At 60.3% G+C, this 20,240-nt stretch carries 13 protein-coding genes; 9 read left to right on the forward strand and 4 right to left on the reverse strand.

All coding sequences use genetic code 11. From position 1 onward, the window contains the following. Positions 1-151 precede the first annotated feature (151 nt). Both BZL43_RS22200 and rlmKL read right to left on the reverse strand, forming a co-directional pair. Complete coding sequence (locus BZL43_RS22200; RefSeq protein ID WP_095634279.1) at positions 152-2,542, reverse strand: GGDEF domain-containing protein; 2,391 nt, start codon at positions 2,540-2,542, stop codon at positions 152-154. 143 nt (positions 2,543-2,685) lie between these two features. Further along, on the reverse strand, positions 2,686-4,956 hold the full coding sequence (gene rlmKL / locus BZL43_RS22205) for a bifunctional 23S rRNA (guanine(2069)-N(7))-methyltransferase RlmK/23S rRNA (guanine(2445)-N(2))-methyltransferase RlmL (protein WP_095634280.1): 2,271 nt from the start codon (positions 4,954-4,956) through the stop codon (positions 2,686-2,688). A gap of 532 nt (positions 4,957-5,488) precedes the next feature. Here rlmKL and rmf point away from each other — a divergent pair. Beyond that, positions 5,489-5,704 carry a ribosome modulation factor gene (gene rmf / locus BZL43_RS22210; RefSeq protein ID WP_003223300.1) on the forward strand — a complete coding sequence of 72 codons (216 nt, stop codon included), beginning with the start codon at positions 5,489-5,491 and terminating at the stop codon, positions 5,702-5,704. Between the two features lie 289 nt (positions 5,705-5,993). Here rmf and BZL43_RS22215 read toward each other — a convergent pair whose 3' ends face one another. Continuing rightward, positions 5,994-7,013 carry a quinone-dependent dihydroorotate dehydrogenase gene (locus BZL43_RS22215; protein ID WP_095634281.1) on the reverse strand — a complete coding sequence of 340 codons (1,020 nt, stop codon included), beginning with the start codon at positions 7,011-7,013 and terminating at the stop codon, positions 5,994-5,996. Between the two features lie 229 nt (positions 7,014-7,242). Here BZL43_RS22215 and BZL43_RS22220 point away from each other — a divergent pair, with 229 nt between their 5' ends. The 8 genes from BZL43_RS22220 to cobA all read left to right on the forward strand — a co-directional run bounded on the left by BZL43_RS22220 (position 7,243) and on the right by cobA (position 18,940). Continuing rightward, complete coding sequence (locus tag BZL43_RS22220) at positions 7,243-8,454, forward strand: CmpA/NrtA family ABC transporter substrate-binding protein (RefSeq protein WP_095634282.1); 1,212 nt, start codon at positions 7,243-7,245, stop codon at positions 8,452-8,454. 15 nt (positions 8,455-8,469) lie between these two features. Beyond that, on the forward strand, positions 8,470-9,045 hold the full coding sequence (locus BZL43_RS22225; protein WP_008006986.1) for an ANTAR domain-containing response regulator: 576 nt from the start codon (positions 8,470-8,472) through the stop codon (positions 9,043-9,045). 360 nt (positions 9,046-9,405) lie between these two features. After that, positions 9,406-10,617 (forward strand): NarK/NasA family nitrate transporter, encoded by a 1,212-nt coding sequence (locus BZL43_RS22235; RefSeq protein ID WP_095634283.1) that lies wholly within the window; start codon positions 9,406-9,408, stop codon positions 10,615-10,617. Positions 10,618-10,624: 7 nt separating this feature from the next. Next, the gene (locus tag BZL43_RS22240; protein ID WP_095634284.1) at positions 10,625-12,295 is read left to right on the forward strand and encodes a bifunctional protein-serine/threonine kinase/phosphatase; all 1,671 of its coding nucleotides are present in this window, start codon (positions 10,625-10,627) and stop codon (positions 12,293-12,295) included. A 385-nt stretch (positions 12,296-12,680) separates the two neighbouring features. Further along, the gene (gene nirB, locus BZL43_RS22245; protein ID WP_095634285.1) at positions 12,681-15,134 is read left to right on the forward strand and encodes a nitrite reductase large subunit NirB; all 2,454 of its coding nucleotides are present in this window, start codon (positions 12,681-12,683) and stop codon (positions 15,132-15,134) included. Next, positions 15,131-15,448, forward strand: coding sequence for a nitrite reductase small subunit NirD (gene nirD / locus BZL43_RS22250; RefSeq protein ID WP_095634286.1), 318 nt, complete (start codon positions 15,131-15,133; stop codon positions 15,446-15,448). Before nirB ends, nirD begins: the two co-directional genes overlap by 4 nt. Continuing rightward, positions 15,445-18,162, forward strand: coding sequence for a nitrate reductase (locus tag BZL43_RS22255; RefSeq protein WP_095634287.1), 2,718 nt, complete (start codon positions 15,445-15,447; stop codon positions 18,160-18,162). The genes nirD and BZL43_RS22255 overlap by 4 nt, the downstream gene beginning before the upstream one ends. Before the next feature lie 10 nt (positions 18,163-18,172). Continuing rightward, positions 18,173-18,940 carry a uroporphyrinogen-III C-methyltransferase gene (cobA, locus tag BZL43_RS22260; RefSeq protein WP_095634288.1) on the forward strand — a complete coding sequence of 256 codons (768 nt, stop codon included), beginning with the start codon at positions 18,173-18,175 and terminating at the stop codon, positions 18,938-18,940. A 173-nt stretch (positions 18,941-19,113) separates the two neighbouring features. Here the strand turns inward: cobA and BZL43_RS22265 are convergent, their stop codons facing one another. Continuing rightward, the gene (locus BZL43_RS22265; RefSeq protein WP_095634289.1) at positions 19,114-20,148 is read right to left on the reverse strand and encodes an OmpA family protein; all 1,035 of its coding nucleotides are present in this window, start codon (positions 20,146-20,148) and stop codon (positions 19,114-19,116) included. Positions 20,149-20,240: the final 92 nt, after the last annotated feature.

A 20,240-nucleotide genomic window follows, 5' to 3' on the forward strand; every position in this document is an offset into this window, starting at 1 on the left:
GGAGCGGGCTTGTGTGGTGAGGGGGCTTGCCCCCGTTTGAGTGCGCAGCACTCACAAGATCTTTGCTGCATCAGAGATTTTGGGGCTGCTTCGCAACCCAACGGGGGCAAGCCCCCTCGACAACTCGCTCCCACAGGGTCCGCATGCTGCCTTAGCTCATCTGCCCCTCAACCCGATCCCGTCCTGCCTGTTTCGCTGCATACACCCCTGAGTCGGCCCGCAACAGCAGCGCATCCACACCCTCTCCGGCACGCCAGCTGGCAATCCCGAAACTCGCGGTGACGATCCCGACCTCGTCGATCGGCGCACTGCGCAACCCTTGCCACAATTGCACGGCCAGCACATAAGCCTGTTCGCCGTCGATATCCGGACAGAGCACCATGAATTCTTCGCCGCCCAGACGACAGAACACATCCGTGCGCCGCAAGCGACCGCCAATGCGCTCGCACACGGCCTGCAATACCCGATCACCCACGGCATGCCCGTGCAGATCGTTGATGCGCTTGAAGTGATCGATGTCGAGCATGATCACTGACAACTCGCCACCGCCGCGCTCGACCCGGGCCATTTCGGTGGTCAGGCGCTCCTGGAAATAACGACGGTTATGGATCCCGGTCAGGGAGTCGGTCACCGACAGTGCACGCAATTCCTCTTCCACACGCTTGAGGTCGGAGATGTCCGAAATGTAGCCATGCCAGAGCACACCGCCACCGGGCAGTTCCTCCGGCGTCGCCTCACCGCGGACCCAGCGCAGACCACGCTGGGGCAACTGCACGCGATATTCCTCGCGCCAGGGACTGAGGTTGTCCGCCGAGGCCTGGATCGATGCGCGAACCCGACGCGTGTCTTGCGGATGAATCCGCGCGAACACCGCTTCGGCGTTGAGCAACAGTACGTCCGGCTCAAGTTCGTAGATATCGCGAATACCGTCGCTGGCGTAGATCACACTGAAGCGCCCATCGAATTCCATCTTGAACTGGTAGATCCCGCCGGGCACATGGGCGCTGAGTTTCTTCAGTAACAGGTCCCGTGCGGCCAGAGCCTCGTAGACCCGTTTGCGTTCAGTGATGTCGATACAGATCGTCAGGTGCCCAACCCACAAGCCTTGCTCATCAAGGACCGGGGTCGCCAGCATATTCACCGTCAAATGGCTGCCGTCGCCGCGGACCAGCGTCCACTCCCGGGCTTCATGACCGCCCTCTTTCCCGCCTTCGACCAGCATCGCCTGACACGTCGGGATGGGCTTGCCATAGCGCGCGCTCAACTCGGCCGAGCGCGCTTCGAGTTCCCGGGCCAGGTGCAGGCTTTCCAGGGTCATATGGCCGACGACCTGAGCACTGGTGTAACCAAGCATTTGCTCTGCACCGGCGTTGAAGGTGTTAATCACTCCACGCAAGTCAGTGGCGATAATCGCCACCTGAGTCGCGGCATCCAGCACCCCGCGCAACTGGCCATGGGTGCCGCGCAATTCCTGCTCACGGTCATGCAGTTCCCGGGTCCGCTGCTCTACCATTTTCAGCGCTCGCTGGCGCTGGCTGACCAACACATAGAGAAACACACTGAGCAGCAGGCTGAGCAAACCACCGAGCACCACCAGGCTGGCCACCGAGGAATGGTTGGCGTTCAGAAACGCAGCGCTGGGACGCATATCCACTTGATAATCATGGTCGGCCAGACGTAGTAAACGTGTCGAGGACAAGTCACTGGCCCCCACCGTATTAGTCGACTCATACAACACTTCACGCTGATCATCGGTGGACAAGTCGAGGATTCGCACCGAGAGAGAGTCAAGATTCTCGTCCGGCAGCCCGTCCGCCAGCAGCTGGCGCATGCTGATCACCGCCATCACATAGCCGGCGGGCGCAGCGTTTGGGATGTTCCGATGGATGACCGGTGCTACCAGCAACACGCCCCGCGAATAGGCGGGCTCGATGCCTACCAGATGCAACGGTTGCGACACGGCCATGTTGCCGTGGCGATCGGCCCGTTCCAGGGTCGAACGACGCAGGGGTTGGGCCAGCAGGTCGTAACCCAGTGGCGTAGGCAGATGGCTCTGGGTTTGGGTGTAGAGCACGGGCACGTACTCATCTCGCAAGCCGGCCGGTTGCAACTGACCCTCGGCGTTGAGCTCGCGAAAGATGAAATCGTCCAAGCCTTCCTCACGCACCGCGCGCTCAAGCAGCGGTCGTTCGGCGTGGGAAACCCGGGGGGCCCAGGAGTAGGCCTGGGTGCGATGCAAAAGAGGCTTGGCGTAACCGTCGAATTCTTCGCGGGACACCGATTCTGAATGGACGAAGAACCGGCGCAGACCGTCGAGGCGCTGCTCCTGATCTTCGAAACGTTCTTCGATACGGCTGTAACGTTCACTGGCGAGCAGCTGGAAACGTTGCCGCAATTGCTGATGAAATTGATTGAATGTCGCCCAGGCCAGCAATCCCGTGAGAATCCCGCCTACGAGCAATGCCAACAGCGCGACCAGCCAGGCCGAAACATCTTCACGGATAAAACCCAGGATCTTGGGGCGCACGGCGTGCAACGACATAGAGGCCACTCAGAACGCCAGGTGCCGGAAAAGCCCTTTGGCCACTGTTGAGTTATAGCTATTAGCCACTAATTTGACCAGCACTGAAAGAACCCAAGAGCCTTTGAAAATCAAGGCTCTGTGGATCCAATCAGGCTCATGTATCACCGAGCGGTAATCTTCCACGCACGGTGGATCTTGCCATTACGGGCGAAATCCGGATCGATGGTCTGGGCGGTGATTTCTTCAACGGCATAACGCTCGGTAAGGTTTTCCTCGAGCTGGAACTTGCGGAAGTTGTTGGAGAAATACAGCACGCCGCCCGGCGCCAGACGTGCCATGGCCAGGTCAATCAACTGCACTTGATCACGCTGCACGTCGAAAATGCCTTCCATGCGCTTGGAGTTGGAGAAGGTCGGCGGGTCGATGAAAATCAGGTCGTATTCGTCACGGCAGGCATCGAGCCAGGCCATCACATCGCCCTGCTCCAAGCGGTTCTTGTCGGAAAAACCGTTCAGCGACAGGTTGCGACGTGCCCAATCCAGATAGGTTTTCGACAGGTCGACGCTGGTGGTGCTACGCGCGCCGCCCTTGGCGGCATGTACGCTGGCGGTCGCGGTGTAGCAATACAGGTTGAGGAAGCGCTTGCCAGCCGCTTCTTTCTGAATCCGCATGCGCATCGGCCGATGATCGAGGAACAGGCCGGTGTCGAGGTAGTCGGTGAGGTTCACCAGCAGCTTCACGCCGCCTTCGTTAACCTCATTGAACTTGCCCTGTGCGCTCTGGCGTTCGTATTGCTTGGTGCCGCTTTGACGCTCGCGACGTTTGACCACCACGCGGTTCTTGTCGATGTTCAGCGCCTGCGGGATCGCCGCCAGGGCATCGAACATCCGCGCCGAGGCTTTTTCCGGATCGATGGATTTGGGTGCGGCGTATTCCTGGACGTGGACCCAGTCGTGATAAAGGTCGATGGCCATGGAATATTCCGGCATGTCGGCATCGTAGACGCGGTAGCAGTCGATGCCTTCACGCTTGACCCACTTACCCAAGGCCTTGAGGTTTTTTTGCAGACGGTTGGCGAACATCTGCCCGCCTTCGCTCAAGCGCGGTTGCTCGATCACCACCGGGGCCGGTTTGATCGGGTTGCCGTTCTTGTTGTACTTCTCGTATTTGCCCGGCGCTTCGATGTTCGATGGCGCATCGGACTCGGCCTGTTCACGCTCGATCTGGCGTTGTTCCGGAGTGCGACGCTCGCCGGTGACGAACTGGTCCGGCGTGACCTTGATCAGCAGCAACTTGCACGGCAGGGCGCCGTTCCAGAACGAATACTGTTTGTAGCTGCGGATGCCCATGCGCTTGCCCAGGTCCGGGGCGCCGGTGAACACCGCCGCTTCCCAGTTCAGGCAAGCCTGACGCAGACGTTCGCCGAGGTTCTGGTAGAGGTAAAGCAGGCTCGCCTCATCGCCCAGACGTTCGCCGTACGGAGGGTTGCAGATCACCAGGCCTTTCTGGTTCTGGTCCGGGCGCGGCTCGAACGTCGCGACTTCGCCCTGGTAGATCTTGATCCACTCGCTCAGGCCGGCACGTTCAACGTTATTGCGGCCCGGTTGAATCAGGCGCGGGTCGGCTTCGTAACCGCGAATCCACAGCGGTGGCCTGGCCAGACCAGCCGCGGCGCGCTCGGTGGCTTCTTCGTGAAGTTTTTTCCACAGCGCCGGCACGTGACCGAGCCAGGCGGTGAAGCCCCATTGCTCGCGACGCAGGTTCGGCGCCATGTCGGCGGCGATCATCGCGGCTTCGACCAGGAATGTACCGACACCGCACATCGGGTCAGCCAGTGCGCCACCTTCGGCGGCAATCCGAGGCCAGCCCGAACGGATCAGAATCGCCGCCGCGAGGTTTTCCTTCAGCGGCGCCGCGCCCTGCTGCAAGCGGTAACCACGCTGGTGCAGGCTGTGACCGGACAGGTCGAGGGACAGAATCGCTTCGCCACGGTCCAGGCGCAGGTGAATGCGCAGGTCCGGGTTGAGCTTGTCGATGGATGGACGGTCGCCCTGCGGGGTGCGCAGTTTGTCGACAATGGCGTCCTTGACCTTCAAGGCGCCGAAATGCGTGTTATCAATGCCCGAACCGTGACCGCTGAACTCAACGGCCAGCGTGCCATCATTGAGCATGTGGTCTTGCCATTCGATATCCAGCACGCCGTGGTAGAGGTCTTCGGCGTCCTTCATCGGGAAGCGCTTGAGCACCAGCAGCACGCGGTTCGCCAGACGCGACCACAGGCACAGGCGATAGGCGGTTTCCATGGTGGCCATGCCGCGCACAGCCGAGGTGTGCTCGCGTGCTTCTTCAAGGCCAAGCCCGACGGCTTCCTCGATGAGCAAGCCTTCAAGGCCTTTGGGGCAAGTGAGGAAGAGTTCGAAACGATCGGACATTGGTAATTCCAGAGCCTTTGGCTAAGTGAATCGGCAACGCATTGCCGATCCGGTTTTCAGTCAGGCGCTTTTCTAACAGAGCGCCCGCGTGGCACGAAGGTGTGCCGTTCCCACCCTGGCTGCTCGGGTTAAAAGAGCTTAGATGCCAGGACAGATATAAAAGTTGATGCAACAAAATGTCATAAGTCGACCCTTCGTCGAATAGTCCACAAGTGCAACGGGTGTCATTCTCGTTAAAGGCTTACCCCCACCCTCTAGCGCAGGGCCGATCATACCGGGGTTTGGCTCGTAACCACGGGACAAATATCGTGTTACTTATGGCCATAGCATCTTTATGGTTACGTTCTTATGACAAAACGATCATTCCCTCGATGTGACGCATTGGTTAGAACTCAACTCAGGTTGACGTCGCAACGGCGTCAACACCTTGGCTCGCCACGCCGGCAGCGAGCCGCCAGCGGCAGAATTTTTCTGCCTGACCTCGATTGAGGTCAACGCGATAAATACAGTCAACAAGTGAGGGAAACACCCTATGAGAAGACTTAAGCGTGATCCGTTGGAAAGAGCATTTTTGCGCGGATATCAATATGGCGTTGGTGGTAAATCCCGTGAGCTTTGCCCTTTTACTCTACCGTCGGTACGCCAAGCCTGGATCAATGGCTGGCGCGAAGGACGCGGCGACAACTGGGACGGTATGACCGGCACTGCGGGAATCCACAGACTCAACGAACTTCACGCCGTCGGCTAATACAGGGCACACACTCCGACACGACAATCTGATTACGTAATGACTTAACCACGCACGTCCCATCCGGACGGCGGGCTTCGGCCCAGGGGCTCCTTCGAGGAGCCCTTTTTTATGCCAGCATTTTGCCGAAACACCCCCGTTGTAGCAGCTGCCGAGCCTGCGAGGCTGCGTTCGGCGGTGAAGCCGTCGTAAACCCTGCATACACCGTATACCTGTAATACCGCAGTGTCTGATTTCACGACGGCTTCGCCGCCGAACGCAGCCTCGCAGGCTCGGCAGCTGCTACAGGTCAGCGTAGGGCCGCGATGGCATCCACCGATTCACGAATCAACGCCGGGCCTTTATAGATGAAGCCGGAGTAGAGCTGCACCAAACTCGCACCCGCGGCGATTTTCTCAGCCGCGTGCTTGCCTTCGGTGATGCCGCCCACGGCGATGATCGGCAGGCGACCGGCCAGTTCCGCCGCCAGCACTTTAACGGTGTGCGTGCTTTTCTCGCGAACCGGCGCGCCGGACAACCCGCCCGCCTCGTCACCATGTTCCATGCCTTCGACACCAACGCGGCTCAGGGTGGTGTTGGTGGCAATCACTGCATCCATCCCGGTTTCGATCAACGCCTGGGCGACTTGAACGGTTTCTTCGTCAGTCATGTCCGGCGCGATCTTGATCGCCAGCGGCACATGCTTGCCGTGACGCAGGGCCAGTTCCGCCCGGCGGGTGGCCAGGTCGGCGAGCAATTGCTTGAGCGAATCGCCGAATTGCAGGCTGCGCAGGCCCGGGGTGTTTGGCGAACTGACGTTGACCGTCACATAGCTGGCGTGGGCATAGACCTTATCCAGACAGATCAGATAGTCATCGACCGCACGTTCAACCGGTGTGTCGAAATTCTTGCCGATATTGATGCCCAGCACGCCTTTGTACTTGGCTGCCGCCACGCGAGCGAGCAAGTAATCGACACCAAGGTTGTTGAAGCCCATGCGGTTGATGATCGCTTCGGCGTCCGGCAAGCGGAAAATCCGTGGTTTCGGGTTGCCCGGTTGCGGACGCGGCGTGATGGTGCCGATTTCGACGAAACCGAAACCCAATTGGGCAAATCCATCGATCGCTGCGCCGTTTTTGTCCAGACCGGCCGCCAAACCCACCGGGTTCGGGAACTCCAGGCCCATGACCGTTACCGGCAGTTTCGCCGGTGCCTTGCACAGCAAGCCGTTAAGGCCCAAACGCCCGCCCGCGCCGATCAGGTCCAGGGACAGATCGTGGGAGGTTTCCGGGGAAAGTTTGAACAACAGCTGACGGGCCAGGGTGTACATGGGCAGGCTTGACTCGGTTGGCGATGAGAGGCGGCGATTATAGCCGCGCATCAGGGCTTCAGGCGAGGCGCGCAATAAAATCAGTCAGCGATGGCATATGCCTTGCACCATCACAAGCATCAGCACTCATGCCAGCGGCGGGATGAGTGGAAGGACAATGGCGTCGTCACCCGGCTTTGCCCACGCAAGGGCGTTGGGACGACGCTTTTTTTTGGAAGGTGCGAAATCGATGAACGAACCATCAGCCGGCCCACTGGCCTGGGTCAATGGCAGCGATGCCCCGGAAAAAACCGCCATCAACCTCGGCTTCATGGCCCTGAGCGACTGCGCCTCAGTGGTGGTCGCGGCCACTCAGGGCTTTGCCCAACCCTACGGCCTGACCCTGAACCTCAAGCGCCAATCATCCTGGGCCAACCTGCGGGATAAACTGGTCAGCGGCGAACTCGACGCCGCCCACAGCCTGTACGGGCTGATTTACGCCGTACACCTGGGCATCGGCGGCATCGCTTCCACTGACATGGCCGTGCTCATGGGCTTGAACCAGAACGGCCAGAGCATCAACCTTTCCCACGGCTTGCAGGCCCTGGGTGTGACCAGTCCTGAAGCACTCGATCGTCACGTGCACCAAAGTCGCCCAAAACTGACCTTCGCCCAGACATTTCCTACGGGCACCCACGCCATGTGGCTGTATTACTGGCTCGCGAGTCAGGGCATTCATCCGTTGCAGGATGTCGACAGCGTAGTGGTGCCGCCGCCGCAAATGGTCGCGCACCTGCAAGCCGGGCGCATCGACGGTTTCTGTGTCGGCGAGCCGTGGGCGGCCAGTGCGGTACAGCAGAACCTCGGGTTTACGATGGCCACCAGCCAGACCCTGTGGCCTGATCACCCGGAAAAGGTCCTCGGCTGCACCCGCGCCTTTGTCGAGCAATACCCCAATACCGCACGGGCGCTGGTGATGGCGATCCTCGAAGCCAGCCGATTCATCGAAGCCAGCCAGGAAAATCGCCGCAGCACCGCGCAACTGTTAAGCGCGCCTGAGTATCTGGATGCACCGCTGGACTGCATCGAACCACGGTTGCGCGGTGACTACGCCGATGGCCTGGGTAATCGCTGGCAAGACCCGCACGCCATGCGTTTTCACGGGGGTGGCGAGGTGAATTTCCCGTATCTGTCCGACGGCATGTGGTTCATGACCCAGTTCCGGCGCTGGGGTTTGTTGCGTGACGACCCCGATTACCTCGGCGTGGCCCGTCAGGTCCAGCAACTAGACTTATACGGTGAAGCCGCCACTGCTGTCGGTGTGCCTGCCCGGAGTCAGCCAATGCGCACCAGCCAATTGATCGACGGCAAAGTCTGGGACGGTTCGGACCCGGCCGGCTATGCCCGCAGCTTCACGCTGCACGCCATGAGCGACAGCGCTCCCCTTCTCGCCAGCCGCTGACAGGAGCCTGCGAATATGTTGCGTATCCTGCTGATCAATGACACTGCGAAAAAAGTCGGGCGCCTGAAGGCGGCTCTGACCGAAGCCGGATTCGAGGTCATCGACGAGTCCGGCCTGACCATTGACCTGCCCGCGCGCGTCGAAACGGTGCGTCCGGACGTGATTTTGATCGATACCGAGTCACCGAGCCGCGATGTGATGGAGCAAGTAGTGCTGGTGACCCGTGACCAGCCACGGCCGATTGTGATGTTCACCGACGAGCATGACCCCGACGTGATGCGCCGGGCGATCAAGTCCGGCGTCAGTGCTTACATCGTCGAAGGCATTCACGCACAACGCTTGCAGCCGATTCTCGACGTGGCCATGGCGCGTTTTGAAAGCGACCAGGCCCTGCGTGCGCAATTGCACGCCCGCGACCAGCAACTGGCCGAGCGCAAGCGCATCGAACTGGCCAAGGGGCTGCTGATGAAGATGAAGGACTGCAACGAGGAAGAGGCCTACACGCTGATGCGCCGCCAGGCCATGAGCCGCCAGCAGAAGCTGATCCAGGTGGCGGAGCAGATCATTGCCATGAGCGAGTTGCTGGGCTGAAGCCTTGTGGTGCTTGTGATGACGCCTTCGCGGGCAGGCCTCGCTCCTACAGGTTTTGTGTCGTTTACAACATCTGAATTCACCACAAAACCCGTAGGAGCGAGGCTTGCCCGCGAATGGCCACAACGCGATCTCACGTGTTGGCACAGTTCTCGCTTAGTAAATCCCTGCAAGGTAACCAACGGCGGTTGCCCCACCTACGACAAAGACGTCGCTCACCTCATTCGCCCCCGCTGGCGGATCGGGTAGCGGCGTTTTTTCGTTTTGGCCCCAGAGACCGGGGCTGGTGGTGCGGCCTTAGCGGCGCCCACCTGCAAGCTCATGACTCCTTCTTGATACGCCTGACAGCTGAGGTGCGCGATGAATTCAAGCTTCTGGAAATCCGGCCATACCCCGACACTGTTCGCAGCCTTCCTCTATTTCGATCTGAGCTTCATGGTCTGGTACCTGCTCGGCCCTTTGGCGGTACAGATCGCCGCTGATTTGCACCTGACCACCCAGCAGCGCGGTCTGGTAGTGGCCACGCCGATTCTGGCCGGGGCCGTATTGCGCTTTGCGATGGGCCTGCTGGCTGATCGCCTGTCGCCCAAAACCGCCGGGATCATCGGCCAGGTGATCGTCATCTGCGCCCTGTTCGTCGCCTGGAAAGTCGGCATCCACAGTTATGAGCAAGCGCTGTTGCTGGGCCTGTTCCTCGGTATGGCCGGTGCGTCCTTCGCCGTCGCCCTGCCGCTGGCCTCGCAATGGTACCCGCCGCAGCACCAAGGCAAAGCCATGGGCATCGCCGGTGCCGGTAACTCGGGCACCGTGCTCGCTGCCTTGATTGCCCCGGTGCTGGCTGCCGCGTTTGGCTGGAGCAACGTGTTCGGCTTCGCCCTGATCCCGTTGGTCCTGACCTTGATCATCTTTGCCTGGGTGGCCAAAAATGCACCCGAGCGCCCGAAAGCCAAGTCTGTGTCCGACTACTTCAAGGCCTTGGGTGACCGCGACAGCTGGTGGTTCATGTTTTTCTACAGCGTGACATTCGGCGGTTTCATCGGTCTGGCCAGCGCCCTGCCCGGCTACTTCAACGACCAATACGGCCTGAGCCCGGTGACCGCCGGCTACTACACCGCCGCTTGTGTGTTTGGTGGCAGCCTGATGCGTCCGCTGGGTGGCGCCCTGGCGGATCGCTTCGGCGGGATTCGCACCTTGCTGGCGATGTACACCGTGGCAGCGATCTGCATTGCAACGGTAGGTTTCAACCTGCCAAGTTCCTACGCCGCGCTGGCGCTTTTCGTGTGCACTATGCTCGGTTTGGGTGCAGGCAACGGTGCCGTATTCCAGTTGGTCCCGCAGCGTTTTCGTCGGGAGATCGGTGTGATGACCGGGTTGATCGGCATGGCCGGCGGCATTGGCGGCTTCGCACTGGCAGCCGGGATGGGCGCGATCAAGCAAAGCACCGGCAGCTATCAACTGGCCTTGTGGTTGTTCGCCAGCCTTGGCGTGCTTGCCTGGTTCGGTCTGCACGGCGTGAAACGTCGCTGGAGAACCACGTGGGGTTCGGCAGCCGTCACCGCTGCACGGGTTTGAGGACTGAATGAGCCTGCAACTGAGTTTTGCCGAACACAGCGCCATCGGCCCCCGCGAGGAGAACCAGGACGCTGTGCGCCTGGTCACTCCGGCCCCGGCGCTGGCGGCGAGCAAGGGTTACTTGTTCGCCATCGCCGACGGCGTCAGCCAATGCGCCGATGGCGGGCTCGCGGCCCGCTCGACCTTGCAGGCCCTGGCGCTGGACTACTACGCCACCCCTGAAACCTGGGGCGTCGCCCAGGCACTCGATCGTCTGCTACTGGCGCAAAATCGCTGGTTGCAGGCCAACGGCGGTGGGCAACCGCTGCTGACCACGGTCAGTGCCCTGGTCATACGCGGCAGGCGTTTCACGCTGGCTCATGTGGGCGATTGCCGGGTTTATCGCTGGCACGCCGACACGCTGCAACGGGTAAGTGAAGATCACGTCTGGGACCAGCCGGGCATGCAGCATGTGCTCAAACGGGCCCTTGGGCTGGATCAACACCTGGTACTGGACTTTCTCGATGGGGAACTGCGCCTGAACGAGAGTTTCGTGCTGCTCAGCGACGGCATCTGGGCCGTGCTGGGCGACACGGCCATTGCGGCGATTCTGCGCGATCAACCCGACCTGAACAGTGCCGCGCAGACTCTGGTCAGCGCCGCACACCTGGCTGGCAGTCAGGACAACGCCAGCGCTCTGCTGGTGCGGGTCGATGCCCTCGGTGAAACCAGCATTGGCGACGCACTGATTCATCTGCAGCAATGGCCACTCCCGCCTGCGCTGAAGCCGGGCCAGACGTTCGAAGGCTGGCAGGTCGAAGGGATCCTAGGCCAGAGCCAGCAATCGCTGCTCTACCGGGTGCGCGATGCACAACAACAGCCCTGGCTGCTGAAAACCTTGCCCGGTGCGCTGCGCGACGATCATCAGGCCGGGCAGGCGTTGTTGTCGGAGGAATGGTTTCTCAAACGTGTGGCCGGGCGGCATTTTCCTGAAGTCCATGCCGCCAGTCAGCGTCAGCATTTGTACTACGTGATGCGGGAATACTCCGGATCGACCTTGGCTGAGCTGCATGAACGGGTCGCAACGCTGCCATTGGCTCAATGGCTGGACCTGGCCGAACGTTTGTTGCGGGCCATCGGCATACTGCATCGACGGCAGATTCTGCATCGCGATATCAAACCGGAGAACCTGCTGCTGGGGGACGACGGTGAGCTGCGCCTGCTGGATTTCGGCCTCGCCTACTGTCCCGGGCTGTCCGAAGATCAAGCTTGCGCCCTGCCCGGAACGCCCAGTTATATCGCCCCGGAAGCTTTTCGAGGCGACCCTCCTACGCCACAACAGGATTTGTATGCGGTCGGCGTGACCTTGTATTACCTGCTGACCGGGCATTATCCCTACGGCGAAATCGAAGCATTCCAGCGCCCACGGTTTGGTGCACCTGTCAGCGCCAGTCGCTACCGACCCGACCTGCCGGAATGGATCGCGCAAAGTCTGGAGCGCGCAGTGGCAGCGGCTCCGGACCAGCGCTTTGAAACGGCGGAAGAATGGTTGTTGCTACTGGAACAGGGAGAACGTCGCAGTTTGAGCGTGCGCCCCAGGCCGTTGCTGGAGCGCGAACCGCTGAAAGTCTGGCGGACGTTGGCGCTGGTGTCGTTGCTGGTGAATCTGGTGCTGCTGTTTTTGCTGTTTCATGGTTAAAAGATCAAAAGATCGCAGCCTTCGACAGCTCCTACGGGTGCCCACGATCTCCTGTTGGAGCTGGCGAAGCCTGCGATCTTTTGATCTTTTTCTGCTTCAAAACCGGGCATCGCGCCTTGAACCGGTGCACGCAAACACCTTTTACCGCGCCAAGAGCCCATAAATTGCGCATTTGTGCGACTTGGCACAACCACTGCATTACCTTTCCCAACATACATAAAGCCCAACCTTCAACGTAGAAGGCTGCGCTGCCCGAGAGAACGGGACAAGGACAAAGGCGTCCTCGCTAGTTAACTGGCGGGACGCCTTTTTTTGTTTGCGCAAAATTTGTCGAGCAAGGCCTGAATGCCCTGATGAGGCAGGCCCGAGCTCCCCGGAGAACCTGATGAAAAAACTAAAACTGGTGATGATCGGCAATGGCATGGCCGGGGTTCGTACCCTGGAAGAACTGCTCAAGCTGAGTAATGAGCTGTACGACATCACGGTCTTCGGTGCCGAACCCCATACCAACTACAACCGCATCCTGCTGTCGCCTGTATTGGCCGGCGAACAGACCTTCGAAGAGATCGTGCTCAACGATCTGGACTGGTACCTGGAAAACAACATCAAGCTGCTGCTCAACCGCAAAGTGGTAGAGATCGACCGGGTCAAACGCCGGGTCATCGCCGAAGACGGCACCGAGGCCGAATACGACCGCCTGCTGATTGCCACCGGTTCGACGCCATTCATCCTGCCGATCCCCGGCAATACCTTGCAGGGCGTGATCGGTTACCGCGACATTGCCGACACCCAGGCGATGATCGACACCGCCAAGACCCACAAGCATGCCGTGGTCATCGGCGGCGGCCTGCTGGGCCTTGAAGCCGCCAACGGCCTGATGCTGCGCGGCATGCACGTCACCGTGGTGCACATCGGCGAGTGGCTGCTGGAACGGCAACTGGACAAAACCAGCGGCCAACTCCTGCAAACCGCCCTGGAAGCTCGTGGCCTGCATTTCCGCCTGTGCGAACAAACCCAGGCCCTGCACGACGCTGGCAATGGCCGGGTCGGCTCGGTTGAGTTCAAGAACGGCGACATCATCCCCGCGGACCTGGTGGTAATGGCCGCCGGTATTCGCCCCAACACCGAGCTCGCGGAAAAATCCGGCATCCCGTGCAACCGTGGGATTCTGGTCAACGACACGATGCAAACCTACGACCCACGGGTCTACGCCATCGGCGAATGTGCCAGTCACCGTGGCATCGCCTATGGCCTGGTGGCGCCGCTGTTCGAACAGGCCAAGGTCTGCGCCAACCACCTTGCCCAACTGGGTTTCGCCTCCTACAAGGGTTCGGTGACATCGACCAAATTGAAAGTCACCGGCATCGACCTGTTTTCCGCCGGCGACTTCATGGGCGGCGAAGGCACCGAGACCATCACCCTCTCCGACCCGATCGGCGGGGTCTACAAAAAACTGGTGATCAAGGATGACGTGCTGGTCGGCGCCTGTCTGTACGGCGATACGGCAGATGGCGGTTGGTATTTCCGGCAGATCCGTGAGAACCATGCCATCGGCGAGATCCGCGATCACCTGATGTTCGGCGAAAACGCCTTGGGCGACGTAGGACATCAGGGCCAGGACAAAGCCATGAGCATGGCCGACACCGCCGAAGTCTGCGGCTGCAATGGCGTATGCAAAGGCACCATCGTCAAGGCCATCCAGGAACATGGCCTGTTCAGCGTCGATGACGTGAAAAAACATACCAAAGCTGCCAGTTCTTGCGGCTCCTGCGCCGGCCTCGTCGAGCAGATCCTGATCAATACCGTGGGCGGCGCGGCAGACGTCAAACCGAAAAGCGAGAAAGCCATTTGCGGTTGCAGCGATCTCAACCACGGGCAAATCCGCCAGGCCATCCGCGACCAGCATCTGCTGACCATCGCCGGCACCATGAGCTACCTGAACTGGCGCACCCCGAACGGTTGCGCCACGTGCCGCCCGGCGCTCAACTACTACCTGATTTCCACTTGGCCGGGCGAAGCCAAGGACGATCCACAATCGCGCCTGATCAACGAACGCGCCCACGCCAACATTCAGAAAGACGGCACTTACTCTGTCGTCCCGCGGATGTGGGGCGGTGTGACCAATCCTTCGGAGCTGCGGCGCATTGCCGACGTGGCCGACAAGTACAACGTGCCGATGGTCAAGGTCACCGGCGGCCAGCGCATCGACTTGCTGGGGATCAAAAAGCAGGACCTGCCGGGCGTATGGAAAGACCTGGACATGGCGTCCGGCCACGCCTACGGCAAATCCATCCGTACCGTAAAAACCTGTGTCGGCAGCGAGTTCTGCCGCTTCGGCACCCAGAACTCCACGCAACTGGGCATCGAGCTTGAGCACGACCTGTTCAACATGTGGTCGCCGCACAAAGTGAAGCTGGCCGTCTCCGGTTGCCCACGCAACTGTTCGGAAGCGGGCATCAAGGATGTGGGAATTATCGGCGTGGACTCCGGCTGGGAGATGTACATCGGCGGCAACGGCGGGATCAAAACCGAAGTCGCGGAATTCTTCGTCAAACTGAAAACCGCCGAGGAAGTTCGCGAATACAACGGCGCGTTCCTGCAGCTGTACCGCGAAGAAGCCTTCTATCTCGAGCGCACCGTGCATTACCTGCAACGGGTCGGCATGGAACACATCAAGAAAGCCGTGCTGGAAGACCCGCAGCGGCGCAAGGCATTGAACGATCGCCTGCAATTCTCTCTGTCGTTCGAGCAGGACCCTTGGAAAGAACGCCTTGAGCAGCCGCTGTTGAAAAAAGAATTCGAGGTCATTCCCGTGAAGAACCTGGAGGTGCAGGCATGAACTGGCTGGATATCTGCGCACTGGAAGAAATCAACACGCTTGGCTCGCGGATCATCGCGGGGCCGAAAGGCGACATCGCGATTTTTCGTACAAGCGACGATGAGGTTTTCGCCCTCGACGATCGCTGTCCACACAAGGGTGGGCCATTGTCCCAGGGTTTGATCTACGGCAAACGAGTGGCCTGCCCGTTGCACAACTGGCAGATCGATCTGGAGACCGGCGAGGCCCTGGCCCCGGATATCGGCTGCGCCCACCATCATTCGGCACGGGTCGAGAACGGCCGGGTGCTGCTGGCTCTACGGGAAGCAAGCTGATGAACCAGATCACCGCCTCCACCTGCTGCTACTGTGGGGTCGGCTGCGGCGTGCTGATCGAGCACGACGGCGAGCGCATTCTCGGCGTCAGCGGCGATCCGGCACACCCGGCCAACTTCGGCAAATTGTGCAGTAAAGGTTCGACCCTGCATCTGACCGGCGACCTGAAGGCACGGGCGTTGTACCCGGAACTGCGCCTGGGCAAAGGCCTGGCCCGCAGCCGCACCGACTGGGATACGGCGCTCGATCACGCCGCCAGCGTCTTCGCCAAGACCATCGCCGAGCACGGCCCGGACAGTGTCGCGTTCTACATCTCCGGGCAGTTGCTGACCGAGGACTACTATGCGTTCAACAAACTGGCGCGAGCGCTGGTGGGCACCAACAACATCGACAGCAACTCACGGCTGTGCATGTCTTCAGCGGTGGTCGGCTACAAGCGCAGCCTCGGCGCCGACGCTCCGCCTTGCAACTACGAAGACCTGGAACTGAGCGACTGCGTGATGATCGTCGGCAGCAACATGGCCTACGCCCACCCGGTGCTGTTTCGTCGCCTGGAAGAAGCAAAATCCCGCCGCCCACAGATGAAAGTCATCGTCATCGACCCACGGCGCACCGACACCTGCGATTTGGCCGACATGCATCTGGCGATTCTGCCCGGCACCGATGTCGCCTTGTTCCATGGGATTTTGCACCTGTTGCTGTGGGAAGATTGGGTCGACCGCGATTTTATCAAAGCCCACACCGAAGGCTTGTCCGAACTGAAAAACCTGGTGCGCGATTACACCCCCTCAATGGTTTCGCAACTGTGCGGCATCAGCGTCGAACAATTGCAGGAATGCGCACAATGGGTCGGCACTGCACCGAGCTTTCTGTCGCTGTGGTGCATGGGCTTGAATCAATCCACCGCCGGCAGCGCGAAGAACAGTGCGCTGATCAATCTGCACCTGGCCACCGGGCAAATTGGCCGGCCCGGTGCAGGACCTTTCTCGCTGACGGGTCAGCCAAATGCCATGGGCGGCAGGGAAACCGGCAGTTTGTCGAACCTGCTGCCAGGCCATCGCGAAGCAGCCAATGCCGAACACCGCGCGCAAGTAGCCGATTACTGGGGCGTTGATCAATTACCCGCGAACACTGGCCTGACGGCCATCGAACTGTTCGAGCAGATGCGCAGCGGCAAAATCAAAGCCCTGTGGATCGCCTGCACCAACCCTGCACAGTCGCTGCCGGACCAGACCGCTGTGCGCGCGGCACTGCAAGCTTGCCCGTTCGTGGTGTTGCAGGAAGCCTTTCGCACCACCGAAACCGCCGCGTTCGCCGACTTGCTGCTGCCCGCCGCCAGTTGGGGTGAAAAGGACGGCACGGTCACCAACTCCGAACGGCGCATTTCTCACGTCCGCCAGGCCATTGGCGCACCCGGCGAAGCACGGTCCGACTGGGCGATCACTGTGGATTTCGCACAGCGCCTGGAAAAACATCTGCGCCCTGAAGCCACCAGCCTGTTTGCCTTTGAAACCCCGGCGCAGGTCTTCGACGAATACAAACACCTGACGTGCGGCCGCGACCTCGACCTGTCCGGAATCAGCCATGCGCTGATCGACCAGCTCGGTCCGCAGCAATGGCCCTTCCCCACTGGGGCCCGCGAAGGCACGGCGCGGCTGTACCTGGACGGAGTTTTCCCCACTGCCAGCGGGCGCGCCCGGTTCGTGACCGACCCGTATCGCGCCGCCAAGGAACAACGCGATGCGCGCTTCCCGCTGACCCTGATCACCGGCCGCCTGCGCGATCAATGGCACGGCATGAGCCGCACCGGCACCGCCGCGCAGCTGTTCGGTCATGTCAGCGAAGCCGTGTTGAGCCTGCACCCGGATGAACTGCGTCGGCACCGCCTGCAACCCGGCGATCTGATCAACCTGAAAAGTCGCCGGGGCTCGGTGATCGTGCCGGTCAGCAGCGATGACAGCATACGGCCGGGCCAGGCATTTCTGCCCATGCATTGGGGCGATCGCTTTCTCAAGGGCGGCGTGAATACCCTCACCCTTCCCGCCTTCGACCCCTTGTCGAAACAACCGGAACTCAAACACAGCGGTGTGCGACTCGAGCCTGTGCAATTGCCTTGGCAGCTTTTCGCCCTGATAGAGGGCGATGTTCAACAGCATTTGGAGACACTACGACCGCTCTGCGAGGCGTTTTCCTACGCAAGCCTCAGCCTGACCGGCCGTGAGCGTCCAGCGCTGCTGATACGTGCCGCCAGCGCCACCGCTCCGCAGGCGCAGTTGTTGCGTGATATCGATCAATGCCTGGGGCTCAACGAAGGCCCGGTATTGGCCTACGACGATCCTCGGCGTTCGATCGGCAAACGGGTACGCATTGAAAACGGTCGGATCACCGCGATCCGCCTGGCCGGTGAAACCCTCGCTCAGCACTGGCTGCAAAGCCTGTGGCTTGAAGGTCGCGCCGACGAACAACTGCGCCGTTGGCTGCTGGCGCCTTTGAGTGCGCCACCGGGAAGCGCTGGCGGTCCGGCATCGGGCACCAAAACCCTGTGCAACTGCATGAACGTCAGCCAGAACGCGGTGTGTGCCGGCATTGACCGTGGCCTGGATTTGCAGGGTTTGAAACAAGAATTGGGCTGTGGCACGCAATGCGGCTCCTGCGTCCCGGAAATCAAGCGTTTGCTGGCCGCCACCGCGCAGCCAGTCGCCGTCATCTCGTGAGGAAAACACTATGAGCGCAAAAGTCTGGCTGGTGGGTGCGGGTCCTGGCGACCCTGAATTGCTGACCCTCAAGGCGGTTCGAGCGTTGCGCGAAGCGGACGTGGTGCTGATCGACGACCTGGTCAATGAGGCGGTGCTGGAGCATTGCCCGAACGCGCGAATCATTCCTGTCGGCAAGCGCGGTGGCTGTCGCTCCACGCCTCAAGCCTTCATTCATCGCCTGATGTTGCGTTATACCCGCCACGGCAAATGCGTGGTGCGGCTCAAGGGCGGTGATCCATGCATTTTCGGGCGCGGCGGTGAAGAAGCGCAGTGGCTGCGGGAGCGTGGCGTCGAGGTTGAGCTGGTCAATGGCATTACCGCGGGCCTTGCCGGCGCGACCCAATGCGATATTCCGCTGACGCTGAGGGGGGTCGCGCGTGGCGTGACACTGGTCACCGCCCACACTCAGGATGACAGCAGTCTGAACTGGCAAGCCCTGGCACAAGGGGGCACCACGCTGGTGATCTATATGGGCGTGGCGAAGCTCAACGAAATTCGTGAGCAACTGCTGGCTGGCGGAATGGCTGCCGATACGCCTGTGGCAATGATCGAAAATGCGTCCCTGCCGCACCAACGGGAATGTCGGAGCGATTTGGCAGCCATGGAGAACGATGCCTGTGACTTCCAGCTCAAAAGCCCGGCGATTCTGGTGATCGGTGCGGTGGCGGCCTGCGACGAGATCAAAAGATTGCAGCCTGCGGCAGCTCCTGCATTGGCTCGGTGTTTATCCTTGTAGGGATCAAAAGATCACAGCCTGCGGCAGCTCCTACATGGATTTTGCATTTATCCCTGTAGGAGCTGCCGCAGGCTGCGATCTTTTCGAAACAACGCAAAACCAACGCTGCAAACCCAAATCGCAGACAAAGAAAAGCCCGGCCTGAGCCGGGCTTTTCCAGAGCTGCGAGCTAATTACTTAGCGCTAGCTTCAACCTGCGCTTCTACGCGACGGTTTACAGCGCGACCAGCGTCAGTTTTGTTGTCAGCAACTGGGCGGGATTCGCCGTAGCCAACAGACTGAACGCGGGACGATTCAACACCGTACTGGTTGGTCAGAACGTTCTTAACGGCGTTTGCACGACGCTCGGACAGTTTCTGGTTGTAAGCGTCAGGACCGACGGAGTCAGTGTGACCTTCAACAGTAGTGGTGGTGGATGGGTACTGCTTCATGAAGTCAGCCAGGTTCTTGATGTCGCTGTAGCTGTTAGGCTTGACTACCGACTTGTCGAAGTCGAACTTCACGTCCAGCTCAACACGAACAACTTCAGCAACTGCTGGGCAGCCATCAGCGTCAACAGTTACGTTGGCTGGGGTGTCCGGGCACTTGTCAACGTTGTCGCAAACGCCATCGTTGTCGCTGTCAGCGCAAACTTCAGCTGGTGCTGGAACTGGAGCAGCAGCAGGCTTGGAGCCGCCACCGAAGTTCACACCGATACCAACGCTAGGAGCCCACTCGGTGTCGCCCTGGTCGATGTTGTACTGAGCTTCAACGCCGGCACGGGCGTAGAAGTTGTCGGTGAAGTACAGCTTGGCACCGCCGCCAACGTTGGCGAAAGTGGAACCGTTACGACCGCTTTTGCCGTTCTGACCAATGCTTTGGTCGGAGAAGCCAGCCGATACGTACGGACGCAGCATGTCGCCCGGGTTGTTGAAGTGGTACAGAGCATCCAGAGCGGTGTTGGAGCCCTTGATGTTACGGCCATCTTCAGCACGTGCGTTGTGCACTTCGTCGTAGGCCAGACGCAGTTCAACGTCGTCGGTCAGGAAGTAACCGATCGAACCGCCGAACAGGTTGCCGTTGTTCTTGAAGTCACGAGCGCTATCGAACATTTCTTTCTTAGCGAAGCCTTCGATTTCAACTGCGCCTTGGCCTTGTGCCAGAGCGCCGAACGAAGTGGCAGCAATAAGAGAACCAATGGCCAAGCCCAAGGTGTTTTTCAGTTTCATCCGTTAAATCCCCATCTGGTGATTGTGAAGCAGTCCCGCAAACCGGGGGACAACTCGGCGGCAAGTCTATCAGAACTTGCCTACACGTAAGA

This window comes from Pseudomonas sp. PICF141 (assembly GCF_002286815.1).
In the GTDB taxonomy this organism is placed as follows: domain Bacteria; phylum Pseudomonadota; class Gammaproteobacteria; order Pseudomonadales; family Pseudomonadaceae; genus Aquipseudomonas.

Bases quoted from the DNA above. Each gene is read 5' to 3' on its own strand.
- BZL43_RS22200 (WP_095634279.1), bottom strand. From the start codon at position 2,542: ATGTCGTTGCACGCCGTGCGCCCCAAGATCCTGGGTTTTATCCGTGAA.
- rlmKL (WP_095634280.1), bottom strand. From the start codon at position 4,956: ATGTCCGATCGTTTCGAACTCTTCCTCACTTGCCCCAAAGGCCTTGAA.
- rmf (WP_003223300.1), top strand. From the start codon at position 5,489: ATGAGAAGACTTAAGCGTGATCCGTTGGAAAGAGCATTTTTGCGCGGA.
- BZL43_RS22215 (WP_095634281.1), bottom strand. From the start codon at position 7,013: ATGTACACCCTGGCCCGTCAGCTGTTGTTCAAACTTTCCCCGGAAACC.
- BZL43_RS22220 (WP_095634282.1), top strand. From the start codon at position 7,243: ATGAACGAACCATCAGCCGGCCCACTGGCCTGGGTCAATGGCAGCGAT.
- BZL43_RS22225 (WP_008006986.1), top strand. From the start codon at position 8,470: ATGTTGCGTATCCTGCTGATCAATGACACTGCGAAAAAAGTCGGGCGC.
- BZL43_RS22235 (WP_095634283.1), top strand. From the start codon at position 9,406: ATGAATTCAAGCTTCTGGAAATCCGGCCATACCCCGACACTGTTCGCA.
- BZL43_RS22240 (WP_095634284.1), top strand. From the start codon at position 10,625: ATGAGCCTGCAACTGAGTTTTGCCGAACACAGCGCCATCGGCCCCCGC.
- nirB (WP_095634285.1), top strand. From the start codon at position 12,681: ATGAAAAAACTAAAACTGGTGATGATCGGCAATGGCATGGCCGGGGTT.
- nirD (WP_095634286.1), top strand. From the start codon at position 15,131: ATGAACTGGCTGGATATCTGCGCACTGGAAGAAATCAACACGCTTGGC.
- cobA (WP_095634288.1), top strand. From the start codon at position 18,173: ATGAGCGCAAAAGTCTGGCTGGTGGGTGCGGGTCCTGGCGACCCTGAA.
- BZL43_RS22265 (WP_095634289.1), bottom strand. From the start codon at position 20,148: ATGAAACTGAAAAACACCTTGGGCTTGGCCATTGGTTCTCTTATTGCT.